This is a genomic window from Amycolatopsis melonis (assembly GCF_040064235.1).
GTDB classification, from domain to species: Bacteria; Actinomycetota; Actinomycetes; order Mycobacteriales; family Pseudonocardiaceae; genus Amycolatopsis; species Amycolatopsis melonis.
On record NZ_JBDZYD010000002.1, the window covers coordinates 409,662 to 423,654 of the forward strand.

The window sequence follows — 13,993 nt, forward strand, 5'->3', positions numbered from 1 at the left end:
AAGCGGGCGGCTCGGACGCCCAGGAGCTGGGCGCTCTCGTCGCCTCGGGCGTCACCTACCTGCGGGCGCTGACCGACGCCGGCCTCGACGCCGAAACCGCGGCCGGGCAGCTGGAGTTCCGGCTCGCCCTCACGACCGCAGGGAGGTGAGTGCGTGTCAGGAGGCTTCGGCGGCGAGGTCCGTGGCCGTCGGGTCGTCGGCGGTGCCCAGGGCGTTGCGCAGCCACTGCTCCACGCCCGCGACGTGCACTGTCGCCCACGAGCGCGCCAGTTCCGGCTCGCGGGCCGCGATGGCCTCGTAGATCGCCGTGTGCTGCTCGCGGGTCTTCGCGACCGCGCCCTCCTGGGTGAGGCCGCGCCAGATCCGGGCGCGGGCGGTCGGGCCGGAGAGGCTGTCGAGCAGCGAGCAGAGCACCGGGTTGCCGGAGCCGTCGGCGATCTTGCGGTGGAACTGCAGGTCGTTGGCGACCAGCGCCTCCACGGTCGGCGACTCCTCCAGCTCTTCGAGCAGCGTGCCCAGCTCGGCGATGTCGTCGTCGCTCATGTGCATCGCGGCCAGGGCGGTCGCGGCGGGTTCGAGGATCCGCCGCACGGCGAGGAAGTCGAGCACGGTGTCGTCGCGGTGGAAGTCGACCACGAACGTCATCGCGTCCAGCAGCAGGTTCGGCTCCAGGCTGGTGACGTACGTGCCGTCGCCCTGCCGGACGTCGAGCACCCTGATCAGGCACAACGCCTTCACGGCCTCCCGCAGGGAGCTGCGCGAGAGCCCGAGCCGCTGGGCCAGCTCGGCCTCCTTCGGCAGCCGGTCGCCCGGCGCCAGCTCGCCGGAGATGATCATGTCCTTGATCTTGTCGATCGCGACATCGGTGACGGGCATCCGTCCGCCCTCCCTGCAACAGACCTCGGATGTTTCGCCCACCAGCGTGCCATGTCCCGGCAAAGGAGTGGTGATGACCCACGAACCCGCACCGCAAAGAGTGGCTCTCCACACGCGGCTCAAGCCCGGTAAGGAAGCCGACTACGAGCGCGTCCACGCCGTCATCCTGCCCGAGCTGGACACCGCGCTGCGCGAGGCGGGCGTCCGGACGTGGCGGATCTGGCGTAACGGTCTCGACCTCTTCCACGTCGTCGAAGTCGACGACTACGCGGCAATGCGCGCGGCACTGCGGGACCATCCCGCGAACGTGCCGTGGCAGGCCAGGATGGCCGAGCTGCTGGACGTCCAGGACGACTACTCCGGCGGCGACACCGGCATCGGGCTGGTCTGGGAACTGCCGGCGAAGGAGTGACGGCGTTGGAACCTTCCCTGTCCCCGCTGGGTCTCGGCTGCGCGCAGCTGGGCAACCTCTACCACGCGATCAGCGACGAAACCGCCACGGCGACCGTCCGGCGGGCGTGGGAGGAGGGCATCCGCTACTTCGACACGGCCCCGCACTACGGCCTCGGCCTGTCGGAGACCCGGCTCGGCGCGGCGCTGCGGGCGTTCCCGCGCGAGGAGTACGTGCTGTCCACGAAGGTCGGCCGCGTGCTGGAGCCGAACCCCGGTGGTGCCGGCGAGCGGGACGACCAGGGGTTCGCCGTGCCTGCCGCGTACCGCCGCCGCTGGGACTTCAGCCGCGACGGCGTCCTGCGGTCCCTGGAGGACAGCCTGACCCGGCTCGGGCTCGACCGCGTCGACATCGTGTACGTCCACGACCCCGACGACCACTTCGAGGACGCGCTGCGCGGCGCCTTCCCGGCGTTGCTCGAACTGCGGGAGCAGGGCGTGATCGGCGCGTTCGGCGCCGGGATGAACCAGGCGCCGATGCTGGCCGAGTTCGTCCGCCGCACCGACCTGGACGTGGTGCTGGTGGCCGGCCGCTACACCCTGCTCGACCAGCCCGCGCTGGACGAGCTGCTGCCGTTGTGCGCTGCGCGGGGCGTGCGGGTGGTGGTCGGCGGCGCGTTCAACGGCGGCATCCTGGCCACGCCCCGGCCGGGCCACGTCTACGACTACGCCGAGGCGCCGGCGGAACTGGTCGAGCGGGCCTGCCGGATCGCGGAGATCTGCGCGCGGCACGGTGTCGAGCTGCCGGAAGCGGCACTGGCGCTGCCGATGGCGCATCCCGCGGTGGCGTCGGTGGTCGTCGGCGCGCACGATCCGGAGCAGGTCGGCGTCAACGCGCGGCGGGCGCGGACCGTGGTGCCGCCGCGGCTGTGGACCGACCTGGCCGGCGCGGGACTGCTGCGCGCCGACGCCGTCATCGCCGAAGGAGTCTCATGATCGATGCGCACCACCACCTCTGGGACCCGGCGCGGCGCGCGTACCCGTGGATGGCGGGCGCGGCGCTGGACCCGATCCGCCGTCCGTACACAGTGGACGATCTGCGCGCGGTGACGAAGGCGGCAGGGGTGCACGCGACGGTACTGGTCCAGACCGTGTCGTCGGAGGCGGAGACCGAGGAGTTCCTGGCCACGGCGGCGGCGGAACCGCTGATCGCGGGCGTCGTCGGCTGGGTGGACCTGACGGCGCCCTCGGTGGCCGACCGGCTGGGTGCCTTCCGCGGCCCGCTGGTCGGGATCCGCCACCAGGTCGAGGCCGAGCCGGACGACGACTGGCTGCTGCGCCCGCCGGTGGTCGCGGGACTGGGCGCGGTGGCGTCGGCCGGGCTGGCCTACGACCTGCTGGTCCGCGTCGGCCAGCTGCCCGCGGCGGCCGCGCTGGCGGCACGGCTGCCGCAGCTGCGGCTCGTGCTGGACCACGCGGCGAAACCCGCGATCGCGGCAGGGGAGTGGGAGCCGTGGGCGTCCGGGATCGCCGCGCTGGCCGCGCACGAGAACGTCGTCTGCAAGCTGTCCGGGCTGGTCACCGAGGCGGACTGGCCGGGATGGGAGGTCGGCCACCTGCGCCGCTACGTCGACCACGTGCTGGAGGTCTTCGGCCCGTCGCGCGTGCTGTTCGGCTCGGACTGGCCGGTCTGCGAGCTGGCGGCGTCCTACGAGCTGGTCCTCGACGTGGCGGTCGCGCTGACCGGCGGGCTGTCCGACGCCGAGCGGCTGGCGGTCTTCGAGCACAACGCCCGGCGGGTGTACGGCTTGGACGCGGACGGGGAGACCTCTTCCAGGGGGTAAAAGAGGTCTCCCCGCCCGCCCGGCCGGGTGGTCTAGAACTCGTCGTCGCGGATCAGGCTGCGCAGCCGGGTCAGTGCGCGGTGCTGCGTCACGCGGACGTTGCCCGCGGAGATGCCGAGCGCCTCGGCGGTTTCCTGCGCCGAGAAGCCGACGGCGATCCGCAGCGTGAGGATTTCCCGCTGCACGCGCGGCAGCGAGGCGAGCAGCTGCCCGAGCCGGGCGCCGAGGTCGAGGTGCAGTGCGCGGGTCTCCGGCTCGTTGCCGATCAGCGGGCGCTCCGGGAGCTCGGGGACGGGCTCGGACCGGTCGCGCGCGACGGCGCGGTAGGCGTCGGCGACCTTGTTGGCCGCGATCGCGTGCACGAGGTAGAGGAAGGAGCCGCCGCGGTCCTGGTAGTCGGGGAGCGCCTTGAGCACGGCCAGGCAGACTTCCTGGGCGACGTCGTCGGCCGACAGGTAGGACAGGTCGCGGCCGCCCATGCGCGCGCGGCAGTAGCGGACCACCACCGGCTCGATCATCTGCAGCAGCGAGTGGATGGCGGCCGGGTTGCCCTCGCCCGCGTCCTTCACGAGAGGGTCGAGGTCCTCCTTGGTGAGCCGTCCGCTCGGCCGGGGCAATGACTCCGGAGTGCGATAATCGCGAACGGCGGACGCGGATTCTTCGATGGTCCTCGGCGGTGCTGTCATGGTCGTCTCCCCGGCCGACCCTCGACCGTCGCTGCCGGGGGCTCCACTCTGCGTGACTTTTCGGTTGCGGATACTCCGGGAGATCCGGGGCGATCCACGTTCCGTGCGACGCTGGGTAATCGTAAGCACCTCTCAGGCGGTCAGTCCAGAATTCAACGACCAATACCCCGTTAGCAGGAGCGACCGTGATGTTCCCGCGACCCGGCGCCGCACATTGCGATTAATCGGTTTCAGGATGTGCCGAGTTCACCCGTCAGTGGAAGACCGCCACGGAGGCGGCTGTCGCGGTCACGGCGAGCGACGCCAGCGCGGGCAGCAGCCGGCTCGGCGGCCCCGGTTCGGGCGCCCGCAGAGCCCGCTCCCGGAGCGTCCCGAAGGCTGCGAGCAGGGCAGATGTCCCCGCGGCGAGCACGACGGGCACCAGCCGGAGCCCCCAGTGCTGCTGGGCGGCGGCGTGCAGGAGCAGCAGGGTGCAGGCAGCGGACGCGAGGGCGGTCCGCCGCCAGGCGAGCCCGGTACGCTCGGCCTGGGCACCCGCGGGCGTGGTCACGGACAGGCCCGAGAGGCCATGACGGTATTTCTGACGTCGCGATAATCGCGAGGAAGCGTTAGTCGCGATTGGCGGCTCGGCTCGTTCACGACACGGCCAGCAGGACGGCGGCGGCGACGATGAGCCCGAGCAGCCCGCCGGTGAGGACGAGGATCATCACGCTCCGCGGCAATGGCTCCCCGGCACGCATGGCGATCTGGACGCGCCGCCACCGCGGATAGGCGGTGGCGGCCAGGACGGCGGCCAGCGCGACGCAGAGCCCGGCCAGCACCCCGCTCGCGGCGGCGGGCGAGGGGACCAGCTGGTGCACGGCGACACCGCCGGCGAGCAGGCCGAGCGCGGTCCGGAGCCAGGCGAGGAAGGTGCGTTCGTTGGCAAGCGTGAAGCGGTAGTCCGGTTCGGTGCCGCCCGCGTGGGGCTTGATGTCGTCCGAGGCCACGCCTGCAGACGCTAGCCGCTGGGTCCCCGCGCGTCGCGGCGGCGGTCAGGCGGTCCGCACCTGCCCGTCGCGGTGGGCGAAGACCCACCAGCGCAGCACGGCAAACCGCACGACCCCGCCGACCAGGCTGGCTAGCAGCAGCGTCCCGGTCTCCTCCCACGACGTCGGCCGGTCGACGAGCGCGTCGAGCAGGGCCAGCACGGCCGAGCCGTACCCGGCGTAGAAGGCGAAGGTGAGCAGGTCCTGCAGGTGGCGTTTCCCCGCGTTGCTGCGCCGTCCGGCGAAGGTGACGCGGCGGTGGAACTCGGTGTTGCCGATCGTCGTCACCGCGATCGCGGCCAGGTTCGCCACCTGGGAGCCCAGCTCGTCGCGCAGCAGGAGGAACAGGAGTGCCTGGATGCCGGTGGTCACCACGCCGGCCACGACGTACCACGCGGCGTGCGTGCCGAGCTCGTGGTGGCGGTCCGGGTCGGTGGCGAGCAGCCGGTGGTCCGGTGCGCACCTGGTGGTGGCCATGCTGCCAACCTACCTTGCGTTCACAAACTTGTGAATGTGTTAAACCGGTTGAAGATCTGTGATCCCGGTGACACCGCGGGGTTTCGGCGCCCCGAGCCGCGGGGTAGGTCACCGGCGATGACACTTCGACGCCAGGAGACGACGTGAGTGACCGCGACCCGGCCGAACCCGAGAGCCTGCCCCCGAGCGAAGCGCTGGACGAGGACGAGCTGCGCGTGGACCCGCTCGAAGAGGGCGTCGAGCCACCGGAGCACTGGAGTGGCGCGAACCGCTTCGGCACGACGCCCAGCGAAATCCGCGAGGGCGAGCCGATGGCCCAGCGCCTCGCCGAAGAGGAACCGGACGCCGTCCCCGAGCCGGTGCCGGAGCGCCCGCTGGCGGCGACGCCCGCGGCGGAACTCGACGAGTCGATCGAGGACGCCCCACCGGACGTCGAGCCGGTGACCGCGGAAGACGAGGTGCCGCACCGCCATGCGGACTCCGGCCGCGGCGTGCCGGCGGGCTACACCGGCGGCTCGGTGGCCGACGCGATCCGCGCGGCGCGGCAGAGCTGAGCCGTTCCGCTCAGGCTGCACGTCCGTTCGGACGCCCCTAGCGTGGGGCACCAGTGCATCGGACCGCGACGAAGGGAAGGCCGAGATGCTGACCGTGACCGAAGCCGCCGCCGAGGCGATCACCGCACTGACCAGCCAGGGCGACGGCGACGCCGGGCTACGCCTGGCAGTCCAGAACGCCGACGGCGAAAGCGCCCAGCTGGCGCTGTCGGTGGCACCCGAGCCTGCCGAGGGCGACAGCGTCCTGGGCGCGGAGGAGGGACCGAAGGTCTTCCTCGAGCCCCAGGCGGCAGCGCTCCTGGACGACAAGGTGCTGGACGTCCAGGAGGACGAAGCGGGCGGAGTGGCGTTCGCGGTGCTGCCCCAGCACACGAGCTGACCGCGGCGGACGGGCCTTTCGCAACGAGGCGGAAGGTCCGTTCGCCCGGCAGTGCATCCCCCGCTGCTGCGGCGGCCGTGCCCGGCAGTGCATCCCTCGCTGCTGCGGCGGCCGAGCCCGGCATTGCATTCCCGCCGCCGCGGCGGCCGTGCCCGGCATCGCATTCCCGCCGCCGCGGTGGCCGTGAATGACTCATTCACGGCGTTCGGGAAGCCTGCGCGGATTCGTTCTGCGCTACCGGGCCGCCCAGTCGCGTACCAGTTCCGCGGCCCGCGCCCGCAGCAGTTCCGCCGCATGAGCCCGCGCGTGCTCCACCGACGGCGCGTGATCCACCAGCGCGCTGCTCCCCACCACTCCCAGCCGCGCCAAGCCTGCCGAGTCGAGCTGGATCCGCCCCGCCAGCGCCAGCAACGGGATTCCCCGCGCCCGCTCGGCGATCCCGGCGGGTGCCTTGCCGTTCAGGCTCTGCTCGTCCAGTGAACCCTCGCCGGTGATGACGAGATCGGCGCCCGCCAGTGCCTGGTCGACCCCGGTCAGCCCGGCGATGAGACCGAACCCGGACTCGACCGTCGCTCCCAGCGCGATCAACGCCGCCGCGACCCCACCACCCGCCCCGGCACCCGGGACGCGCGAGACGTCCGGCGCGCCACCCACCTGCAACGCGTGCGCCCACCGCCCGAGCGCTTCGTCGAGCACCGCGACCTCCGCCGGTCCCGCGCCCTTCTGCGGCCCGAAGACCGCCGCCGCTCCCGTGGGCCCCAGCAACGGGTTCGTGACGTCCGTCGCGACCGCGACTTCCACGCCCTCCAGCCGTTCCCGCACCGGTGTCAGCTCGGCGGATGCCACCCGTGCCAGCGTCCCGCCGCCCAGGCCGACCGGCGCGCCGAACGCGTCCAGCACTCCCGCGCCCAGCGCGCCGAGCATCCCGGCGCCGCCGTCCGTGCTGGCCGTGCCGCCGACCGTCAGGACGAGCCGCCGGGCGCCGTGCACCAGTGCGTCCATGATCAGCTCGCCGACGCCCCACGTGTGTGCGGCCAGCGCGGTTTCCGGTGTGGGATCGACGAATTCGATCCCGCACGCGCGCGCCGACTCGACGTACGCGGTGCCGTCCAGCACTGCGTACCGCGCCTTGACCTGCTCGTCGAGCGGGCCGCGCACGGTCAGCCGGACGATCCGCGCGCCCGCCGCCTCGAGCACGTCCAGTGTTCCTTCGCCGCCGTCGGCGACCGGGCACGAGACGATTTCGGCCTCCGGTAAGGCATCCCGGACCCCGAGCGCGATCGCCTCCGCGGCCTCGACCGCGGTCAGGCTGCCTTTGAACTTGTCGGGTGCGATGACGACCCTGGTCACGGTTTCACCTCCGTCAGCGGGGGCTGCCCGGCGAGCACCGCCGCGACGTTGCGGGCCGCCAGCACGGCCATCGCGGTGCGGGTCTCGACCGTGGCGGAGCCGAGATGCGGGCTCAGCACGACGTCGTCGCGGCCGAGCAGCCGCGTTTCGACCTCGGGTTCCTTTTCGAACACGTCCAGCGCGGCGCCCGCGATCTCCCCTGCTTCGAGCGCGTCCGCCAGCGCGGCCTCGTCGACGACCGGGCCGCGGGTGGTGTTCACCAGGTAGGCGCCGGGTTTCATGGCGCGCAACGCGGCCGCGTCGATCAGGTGCCGGGTCTCGGGGGTCAGCGGGCAGTGCAGGGAAACGACGTCCGAGCGGGCCAGCAGCTCCTCGAACGACACGAACTCCGCGGCGGTGTCCTGCCTCGACCGTCCTGTGTAGACGATCGACATGCCGAACGCCTCCGCGCGCCGGGCCATCGCCCGGCCGATCTGGCCGAATCCCACGATGCCGAGCGTCTTGCCCTGCAGCCCGGAGCCGAGCAGGAAGCCGAGGTGGAACGACCACGGCGTGCGTGAGCGCAGCAGCCGTTCCCCTTCGCCGAGCCGCCGCGTGACGGCGAGCAGCAGGCCGAACGCGAGATCGGCGGTCGCGTCGGTGAGCACACCCGGCGTGTTGGTGACGACCACGCCGCGTCCGGCCAGCGCCGCGACGTCGACGTTGTCGTAGCCCACCGCGACGTTCGCGACCACCTTCAGCTGCGGGCCCGCCGCGTCGGCCAGCGCACCGTCGATCCGGTCGTGCAGCATGCCGACCACCGCCGTGGCGCCACGCACGAACTCGTGCAGTTCCTGGGGCGTCAACGGGCGATCGGCGGGCGACACGGTCACGTCGCCTGCCTCGGCGAGGAGCTTCACGGCCTCGTCGGGAATCCATCGGGTCACCACGATCTTGGACACCCCGACAGCCTAGGGCACCCCACCGACAAAACGGGCCCGCTCGTCCGGCGTGATGGGCCGGATTCCTTGTCCCGCAGGGCAAAGGATCGTGCGAACGGAGGGAAAAGTCCCCGGTTTCCTGCACCGGCCATCCATTGGGTGGAAGACGTCTGGCCGCTGCCACGAAGCCCGTGCTATGTTCGGTTGCAGAACGAGTGTTCGAGATGCGAACACCGACGACTGTGCGGAGGGGCGTGATGGCGGAGCTGCTGTCGCTGGAGGAGGCCGTGGCCCGGCTGGTGCACGACGGGGACACCGTCGCGCTCGAGGGCTTCACGCACCTCATCCCGGTCGCGGCGGGGCAGGAGATCATCCGGCAACGCCGTCGCGACCTCACCCTGGTGCGGATGACCCCGGACATCGTCTACGACCAGCTGATCGGCGCGGGCTGTGCCCGCAAGCTGGTCTTCTCGTGGGGCGGCAACCCCGGAGTCGGGTCCCTGCACCGGTTCCGCGACGCCGTCCAGCACGGCTGGCCGGTGCCACTGGAGATCGAGGAACACAGCCATGCCGGCATGGCGAACCGGTACGTCGCCGGGGCGTCCGGCCTGCCGTTCGCGGTGCTGCGCGGGTACACCGGCACGGACCTGCCGTCGCAGACGAGCACGATCAAGCCGATCACCTGCCCGTTCACCGGCGAGCGGCTCACCGCGGTGCCGGCGCTGAACCCGGACGTCACGATCGTCCACGCCCAGCGCGCGGACCGGGCGGGCAACGTGCAGCTGTGGGGCATCACCGGCGTCCAGAAGGAAGCGGTGCTGGCGGCGAAACGCTCGCTGGTGACGGTGGAGGAGGTCGTCGACGAGCTGGCACCCCGGCCGGGCGCGGTCGTGCTCCCGGCGTGGGTGGTCACCGCGGTGGCCGAGGTCCCGGGCGGCGCGAAGCCGTCGTACGCGGCGGGGTACTACGAGCGGGACAACGCGGCGTACCAGGCGTGGGACGCGGTGGGCCGCGACCGGGAGGAGTTCACGAAGTGGCTGAACGAGCTGACGGGGGTGACGGCGTGAGCACCGCCTACACCGCCGACGAGATGATGAGCGTCGCGGCGGCCCGCGCGCTCGCCGACGGCACCTCCTGCTTCGTCGGCATCGGCCTGCCGAGCAAGGCGGCGAACCTCGCCCGCCGCGCGCACGCCCCGAACCTGACGCTGATCTACGAGTCCGGCTGCCTGGGCGCCAAGCCGTCCCGCCTCCCGCTGTCGATCGGCGACGGCGAGCTGGCCGACACCGCGGACGCGGTGGTCAGCGTCCCCGAGGTGTTCAACTACTGGCTCCAGCCGGGCCGCATCGACGTCGGCTTCCTCGGCGCGGCGCAGCTGGACAAGTTCGGCAACATCAACACGACCGTGATCGGCTCGGACTACCACGACCCGAAGGTGCGCCTGCCCGGCGCGGGCGGTGCCCCGGAGATCGCGGCCTCCTGCGGCGAGGTGTTCGTCGTCCTGCGCCAGAACCCCCGTGCGTTCGTGGAGAAGGTCGACTTCGTGACGTCGTTCGGCCACGGCACCGGCAAGGGCGACCGCGAGAAGCTGGGCCTGCCCGGCCGCGGGCCGACGCTGGTCGTGACCGACCTCGGCCTCCTGCGGCCCGACCCCGAGACGGCCGAGCTGACCCTCACCGAGCTGCACCCCGGCGTCGACCTCGAGCAGGCCGTCGCGGCCACCGGGTGGAAACTGAAGGTGGCCGGCGACCTCAAGACGACCCCGGCTCCCACGGAGCAGGAGCTGACCCTCCTGCGAGACCTGGAAAAGGCGAGCGCATGACCGACGTCTACGTCCTCGACGCGATCCGCACCCCCTTCGGCCGTTACGGCGGCGCGCTGGCCGGCGTCCGGCCGGACGACCTCGCCGCCGGTGTCCTGCGGGCCCTGCAGCGGCGGAACGACCTCGATCCGTCCACAGTGGACGAGGTCACCCTCGGCGACGCGAACGGGGCAGGCGAGGACAACCGCAACGTCGCCCGCATGGCCGCCCTGCTCGCCGGGTGGCCGACGAGCGTCCCGGGCAGCACCGTCAACCGCCTCTGCGGCTCGGGGCTCGACGCGGTGATGCAGGCCAGCCGGGCGATCCAGGTCGGCGACGCGTCACTGGTCGTCGCGGGCGGGGTCGAGTCGATGACGCGCTCCCCGCTGGTCATGCCGAAGCCGGAGAAGGCGTTCCCCTCGGGCAACCAGACGCTGTACAACACCGCGCTCGGCTGGCGCATGGTCAACCCGGCGATGCCGGCACAGTGGACGGTCTCCCTCGGCGAGTCCACCGAGCAGCTCGCCGAGCGCTACGGCATCGGCCGCGAGGAACAGGACGCCTTCGCCGCGCGCAGCCACGTCAACGCCGCGAAGGCGTGGGACGAGGGCTTCTACGACGACCTGGTGGTCCCGGTCGAAGGCGTGGACCTGACCCGCGACGAAGGCATCCGCCCGGACTCCAGTCCCGAGAAGCTGGCCAAGCTGAAGCCGGTCTTCCGCACGGAGAACGGCACGGTCACGGCGGGCAACGCGTCCCCGCTCAACGACGGCGCCTCGGCGCTGCTGCTCGGCGACGAAACGGCCGCGAACCGCCTCGGCAAGGCACCGCTGGCCCGGATCGCCGGCCGTGGCGCGGCGGGCGTCGACCCGGACGTCTTCGGCATCGGCCCGGTGCGCGCGGCGGAAATCGCGCTGGAGCGGGCGGGCATCGGCTGGGACGACCTGGCCGCGGTGGAGCTCAACGAAGCCTTCGCCGCGCAGTCGCTGGCCTGCCTGCGCGACTGGAAGAAGCTCGACCCGGAGATCGTCAACACCCACGGCGGCGCGATCGCCATCGGGCACCCGCTCGGCGCGTCCGGCGGGCGCATCCTCGGCACGCTGGCGCACGACCTGCACCGCCGCGGCGGGGGCTGGGGACTCGCCGCCATCTGCATCGGCGTCGGCCAGGGGCTGGCCGTCGTCCTCGAAGGCCGGTAAGGGAGAAACGACGTGGCCACTCCGACCGAACTGAAGCTGCCCCGCTACGGGCACGAGCCCGAAGGCACCCACCCGCCGCTGGACTTCGGCGGCTACCGCTCCACGGCACTGCGGCACCCCAAGCAGCCGCTCGTGCTGCTCCCGCAGATGCTGACCGAGGTCACCGGCCCGTTGCTCGGGCCCGGGCGCCTCGGCGAGCACGACAACGACCTCACCCGCCAGCACGCCGGTGAGCCGCAGGGGCAGCGGATCATCGTCACCGGGCGGCTGCTCGACGGCGACGGCCGCCCGGTGCGGAACTCGCTCGTCGAGATCTGGCAGGCGAACGCGGGCGGGCGCTACCGGCACACCGGCGACCGCTGGCCGTCCCCGCTCGACCCGAACTTCACCGGCGTCGGGCGCACCCTGACCGACAGCGACGGCCGCTACACGTTCACCACCATCAAGCCGGGCGCCTACCCGTGGAAGAACCACGACAACGCCTGGCGTCCCGCGCACATCCACTTCTCGGTGTTCGGCTCGGCGTTCACCCAGCGGCTGGTCACGCAGATGTACTTCCCGGACGACCCGCTGTTCGCCCAGGACCCGATCTTCAACTCGATCCCCGACGAGAAGGCCCGGCAGCGGATGGTCTCCCGCTACGACCACTCGATCACCCAGGCCGAGTGGGCGCTGGGCTACCGGTTCGACATCGTGCTGCGCGGGCGCGACGCGTCGGTGTTCGAAGAGGAAGAGGACGAGGACTGATGACGCAGCTGCTGCCCACGCCTTCGCAGACCGTCGGCCCGTACCTGTCGATCGGGCTGCCCTGGCCCGACGGCCCGTACGTCGTCCCCGACGGTACGCCGGGCGCGATCTGGATCCGCGGCACGGTCTACGACGGCAACGGCGACCCGGTCCCGGACGCGATGATCGAGACCTGGCAGGCCGACCCCGAGGGCGGCTTCCGCCACCCCGACGACCCGCGCGGCGAGGCGTCCGGCGACTTCCGCGGCTTCGGCCGGTGCCCGACGAACCCCGACGGCACCTACGCCATCCTCACCCTGCTGCCCGGCGTCGTGCCCGGCGAGGGAGGCACCACGCAGGCCCGGCACATCGACGTGTCGGTGTTCGCGCGCGGCCTGCTCAACCGGGTCGTCACGCGGATCTACTTCGCAGACCAGGACAACTCCGCCGACCCGGTGCTGGCGACGGTGCCGGAGGAGCGGCGCGGCACGCTGATCGCGCCGAGGACCGAGGACGGCTACCGCTTCGACGTGCGGCTGCAGGGAGACGGCGAGACCGTCTTCTTCCGGGTGTGACGCCGATGAGCGCCGTGAAACTGCACCGGGTCGTGGACGGACCCGGGGACGGGCCGGTGGTCGTGTTCGGCGGGTCGCTCGGCAGCGACCTGCGGATGTGGGAACCCCAGGTCGCGCCGCTGGTGGAGCGCGGGTTCCGGGTGGTCCGGTACGACGCGCGCGGGCACGGCGCGTCGCCGGTCCCGCCGGGTCCGTACGAGCTCGACGACCTGGGCGCCGACGTCCTGGCCCTCCTCGACGAGCTCGGCGTCGAACGGGCACACCACGTGGGCCTGTCACTCGGCGGCATGACCGGGATGTGGCTGGGGATCCACGCGCCCGGCCGCATTGCGAGCCTGGTGCTGTGCTGCACGTCCGCGAAGCTCGGGCCGCCGTCGATGTGGGTGGAGCGGGCCCGCACGGTCCGCGCCGAGGGCACCGCGGCGGTGGCCGAGGCCGGGGTGCAGCGCTGGCTGACGCCCGGGTACCGCGAGCGGCACCCGGACCGCGCCGGGTTCTTCCGCACGATGATCGCGGCGGTCCCGGCCGAGGGCTACGCGGCCTGCTGCGGGGCGATCGAGCGGATGGACCTGCTCGACCTGCTCCCCAAGATCACGGCGCCCACCCTGGTCATCGCGGGCGCCGACGATCCGGCGACGCCGCCGGAGGAGCACGCGCGGCCGATCGCCGAGGGCATCCCCGGCGCCCGGCTCGAAGTCGTGCCGGGCGCGGCACACCTGGGCAGCTACGAACGGCCGGCGGAGTTCACCCGGCTGATCCTGGACCACTTGGAGCGACCATGACCGACCGCCGCGAGCAGGGCATGAAGGTGCGGCGCGAGGTGCTCGGCGACGAGCACGTCGACCGCGCGGTGGCGGGCACCACGGACTTCAGCCGCCCGTTCCAGGAGTACATCACCGAGGGCGCGTGGGGCTCGGTGTGGGCGAGGGACGGCCTGGACCGCCGGACCCGCAGCTGCGTGACGCTGGCGGCGCTGACCGCGCTGCAGGCGCACAACGAGCTGGCGATGCACGTGAAGGCCGCGATCCGCAACGGCCTCACGGCGGCGGAGATCAGCGAGGTCCTGCTGCACACGGCGGTCTACGCGGGCGCACCGGCGGCGAACGCGGCGTTCGCCATCGCGCAGCGCACCCTGGCCGAGCTCGGCGAGCCGAGCGCCCGCCCGGCCGACGCCGGATAGGGTGCCGG

General features: G+C 72.6%; 19 protein-coding genes and 1 pseudogene. 13 read left to right on the forward strand and 7 right to left on the reverse strand.

The annotated features are described in order from the left end of the window. Positions 1-134 (forward strand): annotated as a pseudogene (locus ABJI51_RS06375) (methylmalonyl-CoA mutase family protein); the annotation flags it as partial. 22 nt (positions 135-156) lie between these two features. Here the strand turns inward: ABJI51_RS06375 and ABJI51_RS06380 are convergent. Further along, a complete protein-coding gene (locus ABJI51_RS06380; protein ID WP_348948207.1) occupies positions 157-876 on the reverse strand; it encodes a FadR/GntR family transcriptional regulator in 720 nt (239 codons plus the stop codon). A 73-nt stretch (positions 877-949) separates the two neighbouring features. Between ABJI51_RS06380 and ABJI51_RS06385 the strand changes: the two genes are divergently transcribed. From ABJI51_RS06385 to ABJI51_RS06395, 3 genes are read left to right on the forward strand one after another with little or no spacing between them, the layout of a single operon-like run. Beyond that, positions 950-1,288 carry an L-rhamnose mutarotase gene (locus tag ABJI51_RS06385; RefSeq protein ID WP_348948209.1) on the forward strand — a complete coding sequence of 113 codons (339 nt, stop codon included), beginning with the start codon at positions 950-952 and terminating at the stop codon, positions 1,286-1,288. 5 nt (positions 1,289-1,293) lie between these two features. Next, positions 1,294-2,262: an aldo/keto reductase gene (locus ABJI51_RS06390; protein ID WP_348948210.1), complete on the forward strand. Its 969-nt coding sequence runs from the start codon at positions 1,294-1,296 to the stop codon at positions 2,260-2,262. After that, on the forward strand, positions 2,259-3,110 hold the full coding sequence (locus tag ABJI51_RS06395; protein ID WP_348948212.1) for an amidohydrolase family protein: 852 nt from the start codon (positions 2,259-2,261) through the stop codon (positions 3,108-3,110). Before ABJI51_RS06390 ends, ABJI51_RS06395 begins: the two co-directional genes overlap by 4 nt. Before the next feature lie 32 nt (positions 3,111-3,142). Here the strand turns inward: ABJI51_RS06395 and shbA are convergent, their stop codons facing one another. The 4 genes from shbA to ABJI51_RS06415 all read right to left on the reverse strand — a co-directional run bounded on the left by shbA (position 3,143) and on the right by ABJI51_RS06415 (position 5,301). After that, on the reverse strand, positions 3,143-3,796 hold the full coding sequence (shbA, locus tag ABJI51_RS06400; RefSeq protein WP_348948214.1) for an RNA polymerase sigma factor ShbA: 654 nt from the start codon (positions 3,794-3,796) through the stop codon (positions 3,143-3,145). Positions 3,797-4,049: 253 nt separating this feature from the next. Beyond that, positions 4,050-4,346, reverse strand: coding sequence for a DUF202 domain-containing protein (locus ABJI51_RS06405; protein ID WP_348948216.1), 297 nt, complete (start codon positions 4,344-4,346; stop codon positions 4,050-4,052). Between the two features lie 85 nt (positions 4,347-4,431). Continuing rightward, positions 4,432-4,785, reverse strand: coding sequence for a YidH family protein (locus ABJI51_RS06410; protein WP_348948218.1), 354 nt, complete (start codon positions 4,783-4,785; stop codon positions 4,432-4,434). Positions 4,786-4,830: 45 nt separating this feature from the next. Then, positions 4,831-5,301, reverse strand: coding sequence for a GtrA family protein (locus ABJI51_RS06415; RefSeq protein WP_348948220.1), 471 nt, complete (start codon positions 5,299-5,301; stop codon positions 4,831-4,833). Positions 5,302-5,444: 143 nt separating this feature from the next. On the opposite strand from ABJI51_RS06415, the gene ABJI51_RS06420 reads away from it, so the two are divergent. Together ABJI51_RS06420 and ABJI51_RS06425 are read left to right on the forward strand one after the other, a co-directional pair. Continuing rightward, a complete protein-coding gene (locus ABJI51_RS06420) occupies positions 5,445-5,855 on the forward strand; it encodes a hypothetical protein (protein ID WP_348948222.1) in 411 nt (136 codons plus the stop codon). A gap of 85 nt (positions 5,856-5,940) precedes the next feature. Further along, on the forward strand, positions 5,941-6,234 hold the full coding sequence (locus ABJI51_RS06425; RefSeq protein ID WP_348948224.1) for an iron-sulfur cluster biosynthesis family protein: 294 nt from the start codon (positions 5,941-5,943) through the stop codon (positions 6,232-6,234). 234 nt (positions 6,235-6,468) lie between these two features. Here ABJI51_RS06425 and ABJI51_RS06430 read toward each other — a convergent pair whose 3' ends face one another. Both ABJI51_RS06430 and ABJI51_RS06435 read right to left on the reverse strand, forming a co-directional pair. Next, a complete protein-coding gene (locus tag ABJI51_RS06430) occupies positions 6,469-7,584 on the reverse strand; it encodes a glycerate kinase (RefSeq protein WP_348948226.1) in 1,116 nt (371 codons plus the stop codon). Next, the gene (locus ABJI51_RS06435; RefSeq protein ID WP_348948228.1) at positions 7,581-8,525 is read right to left on the reverse strand and encodes a 2-hydroxyacid dehydrogenase; all 945 of its coding nucleotides are present in this window, start codon (positions 8,523-8,525) and stop codon (positions 7,581-7,583) included. Before ABJI51_RS06435 ends, ABJI51_RS06430 begins: the two co-directional genes overlap by 4 nt. 236 nt (positions 8,526-8,761) lie before the next feature. Between ABJI51_RS06435 and ABJI51_RS06440 the strand changes: the two genes are divergently transcribed. Genes ABJI51_RS06440 through pcaC form a run of 7 tightly spaced genes read left to right on the forward strand, consistent with a single transcriptional unit; the run spans position 8,762 to position 13,985 of the window. Then, positions 8,762-9,571 carry a CoA transferase subunit A gene (locus ABJI51_RS06440; RefSeq protein ID WP_348948230.1) on the forward strand — a complete coding sequence of 270 codons (810 nt, stop codon included), beginning with the start codon at positions 8,762-8,764 and terminating at the stop codon, positions 9,569-9,571. Positions 9,572-9,594: 23 nt separating this feature from the next. After that, on the forward strand, positions 9,595-10,326 hold the full coding sequence (locus ABJI51_RS06445) for a CoA-transferase subunit beta (protein WP_348948708.1): 732 nt from the start codon (positions 9,595-9,597) through the stop codon (positions 10,324-10,326). After that, positions 10,323-11,504, forward strand: a complete 1,182-nt coding sequence (locus ABJI51_RS06450) for a thiolase family protein (RefSeq protein WP_348948232.1) — start codon at positions 10,323-10,325, stop codon at positions 11,502-11,504. The genes ABJI51_RS06445 and ABJI51_RS06450 overlap by 4 nt, the downstream gene beginning before the upstream one ends. A gap of 12 nt (positions 11,505-11,516) precedes the next feature. Beyond that, complete coding sequence (pcaH, locus tag ABJI51_RS06455; protein WP_348948234.1) at positions 11,517-12,251, forward strand: protocatechuate 3,4-dioxygenase subunit beta; 735 nt, start codon at positions 11,517-11,519, stop codon at positions 12,249-12,251. Then, positions 12,251-12,805 carry a protocatechuate 3,4-dioxygenase subunit alpha gene (gene pcaG, locus ABJI51_RS06460; protein ID WP_348948236.1) on the forward strand — a complete coding sequence of 185 codons (555 nt, stop codon included), beginning with the start codon at positions 12,251-12,253 and terminating at the stop codon, positions 12,803-12,805. The genes pcaH and pcaG overlap by 1 nt, the downstream gene beginning before the upstream one ends. A 5-nt stretch (positions 12,806-12,810) precedes the next feature. Then, complete coding sequence (gene pcaD / locus ABJI51_RS06465) at positions 12,811-13,587, forward strand: 3-oxoadipate enol-lactonase (protein WP_348948237.1); 777 nt, start codon at positions 12,811-12,813, stop codon at positions 13,585-13,587. Continuing rightward, positions 13,584-13,985, forward strand: a complete 402-nt coding sequence (pcaC, locus tag ABJI51_RS06470; RefSeq protein ID WP_348948239.1) for a 4-carboxymuconolactone decarboxylase — start codon at positions 13,584-13,586, stop codon at positions 13,983-13,985. Before pcaD ends, pcaC begins: the two co-directional genes overlap by 4 nt. Positions 13,986-13,993 lie beyond the last annotated feature (8 nt).

Excerpts from the sequence above, each read along its gene's own strand:
- ABJI51_RS06385 (WP_348948209.1), top strand. The coding sequence starts at position 950 with ATGACCCACGAACCCGCACCGCAAAGAGTGGCTCTCCACACGCGGCTC.
- shbA (WP_348948214.1), bottom strand. The coding sequence starts at position 3,796 with ATGACAGCACCGCCGAGGACCATCGAAGAATCCGCGTCCGCCGTTCGC.
- ABJI51_RS06445 (WP_348948708.1), top strand. The coding sequence starts at position 9,595 with ATGATGAGCGTCGCGGCGGCCCGCGCGCTCGCCGACGGCACCTCCTGC.
- ABJI51_RS06395 (WP_348948212.1), top strand. The coding sequence starts at position 2,259 with ATGATCGATGCGCACCACCACCTCTGGGACCCGGCGCGGCGCGCGTAC.
- ABJI51_RS06415 (WP_348948220.1), bottom strand. The coding sequence starts at position 5,301 with ATGGCCACCACCAGGTGCGCACCGGACCACCGGCTGCTCGCCACCGAC.
- ABJI51_RS06440 (WP_348948230.1), top strand. The coding sequence starts at position 8,762 with ATGGCGGAGCTGCTGTCGCTGGAGGAGGCCGTGGCCCGGCTGGTGCAC.
- pcaG (WP_348948236.1), top strand. The coding sequence starts at position 12,251 with ATGACGCAGCTGCTGCCCACGCCTTCGCAGACCGTCGGCCCGTACCTG.
- ABJI51_RS06425 (WP_348948224.1), top strand. The coding sequence starts at position 5,941 with ATGCTGACCGTGACCGAAGCCGCCGCCGAGGCGATCACCGCACTGACC.
- ABJI51_RS06380 (WP_348948207.1), bottom strand. The coding sequence starts at position 876 with ATGCCCGTCACCGATGTCGCGATCGACAAGATCAAGGACATGATCATC.
- pcaC (WP_348948239.1), top strand. The coding sequence starts at position 13,584 with ATGACCGACCGCCGCGAGCAGGGCATGAAGGTGCGGCGCGAGGTGCTC.
- ABJI51_RS06450 (WP_348948232.1), top strand. The coding sequence starts at position 10,323 with ATGACCGACGTCTACGTCCTCGACGCGATCCGCACCCCCTTCGGCCGT.
- pcaD (WP_348948237.1), top strand. The coding sequence starts at position 12,811 with ATGAGCGCCGTGAAACTGCACCGGGTCGTGGACGGACCCGGGGACGGG.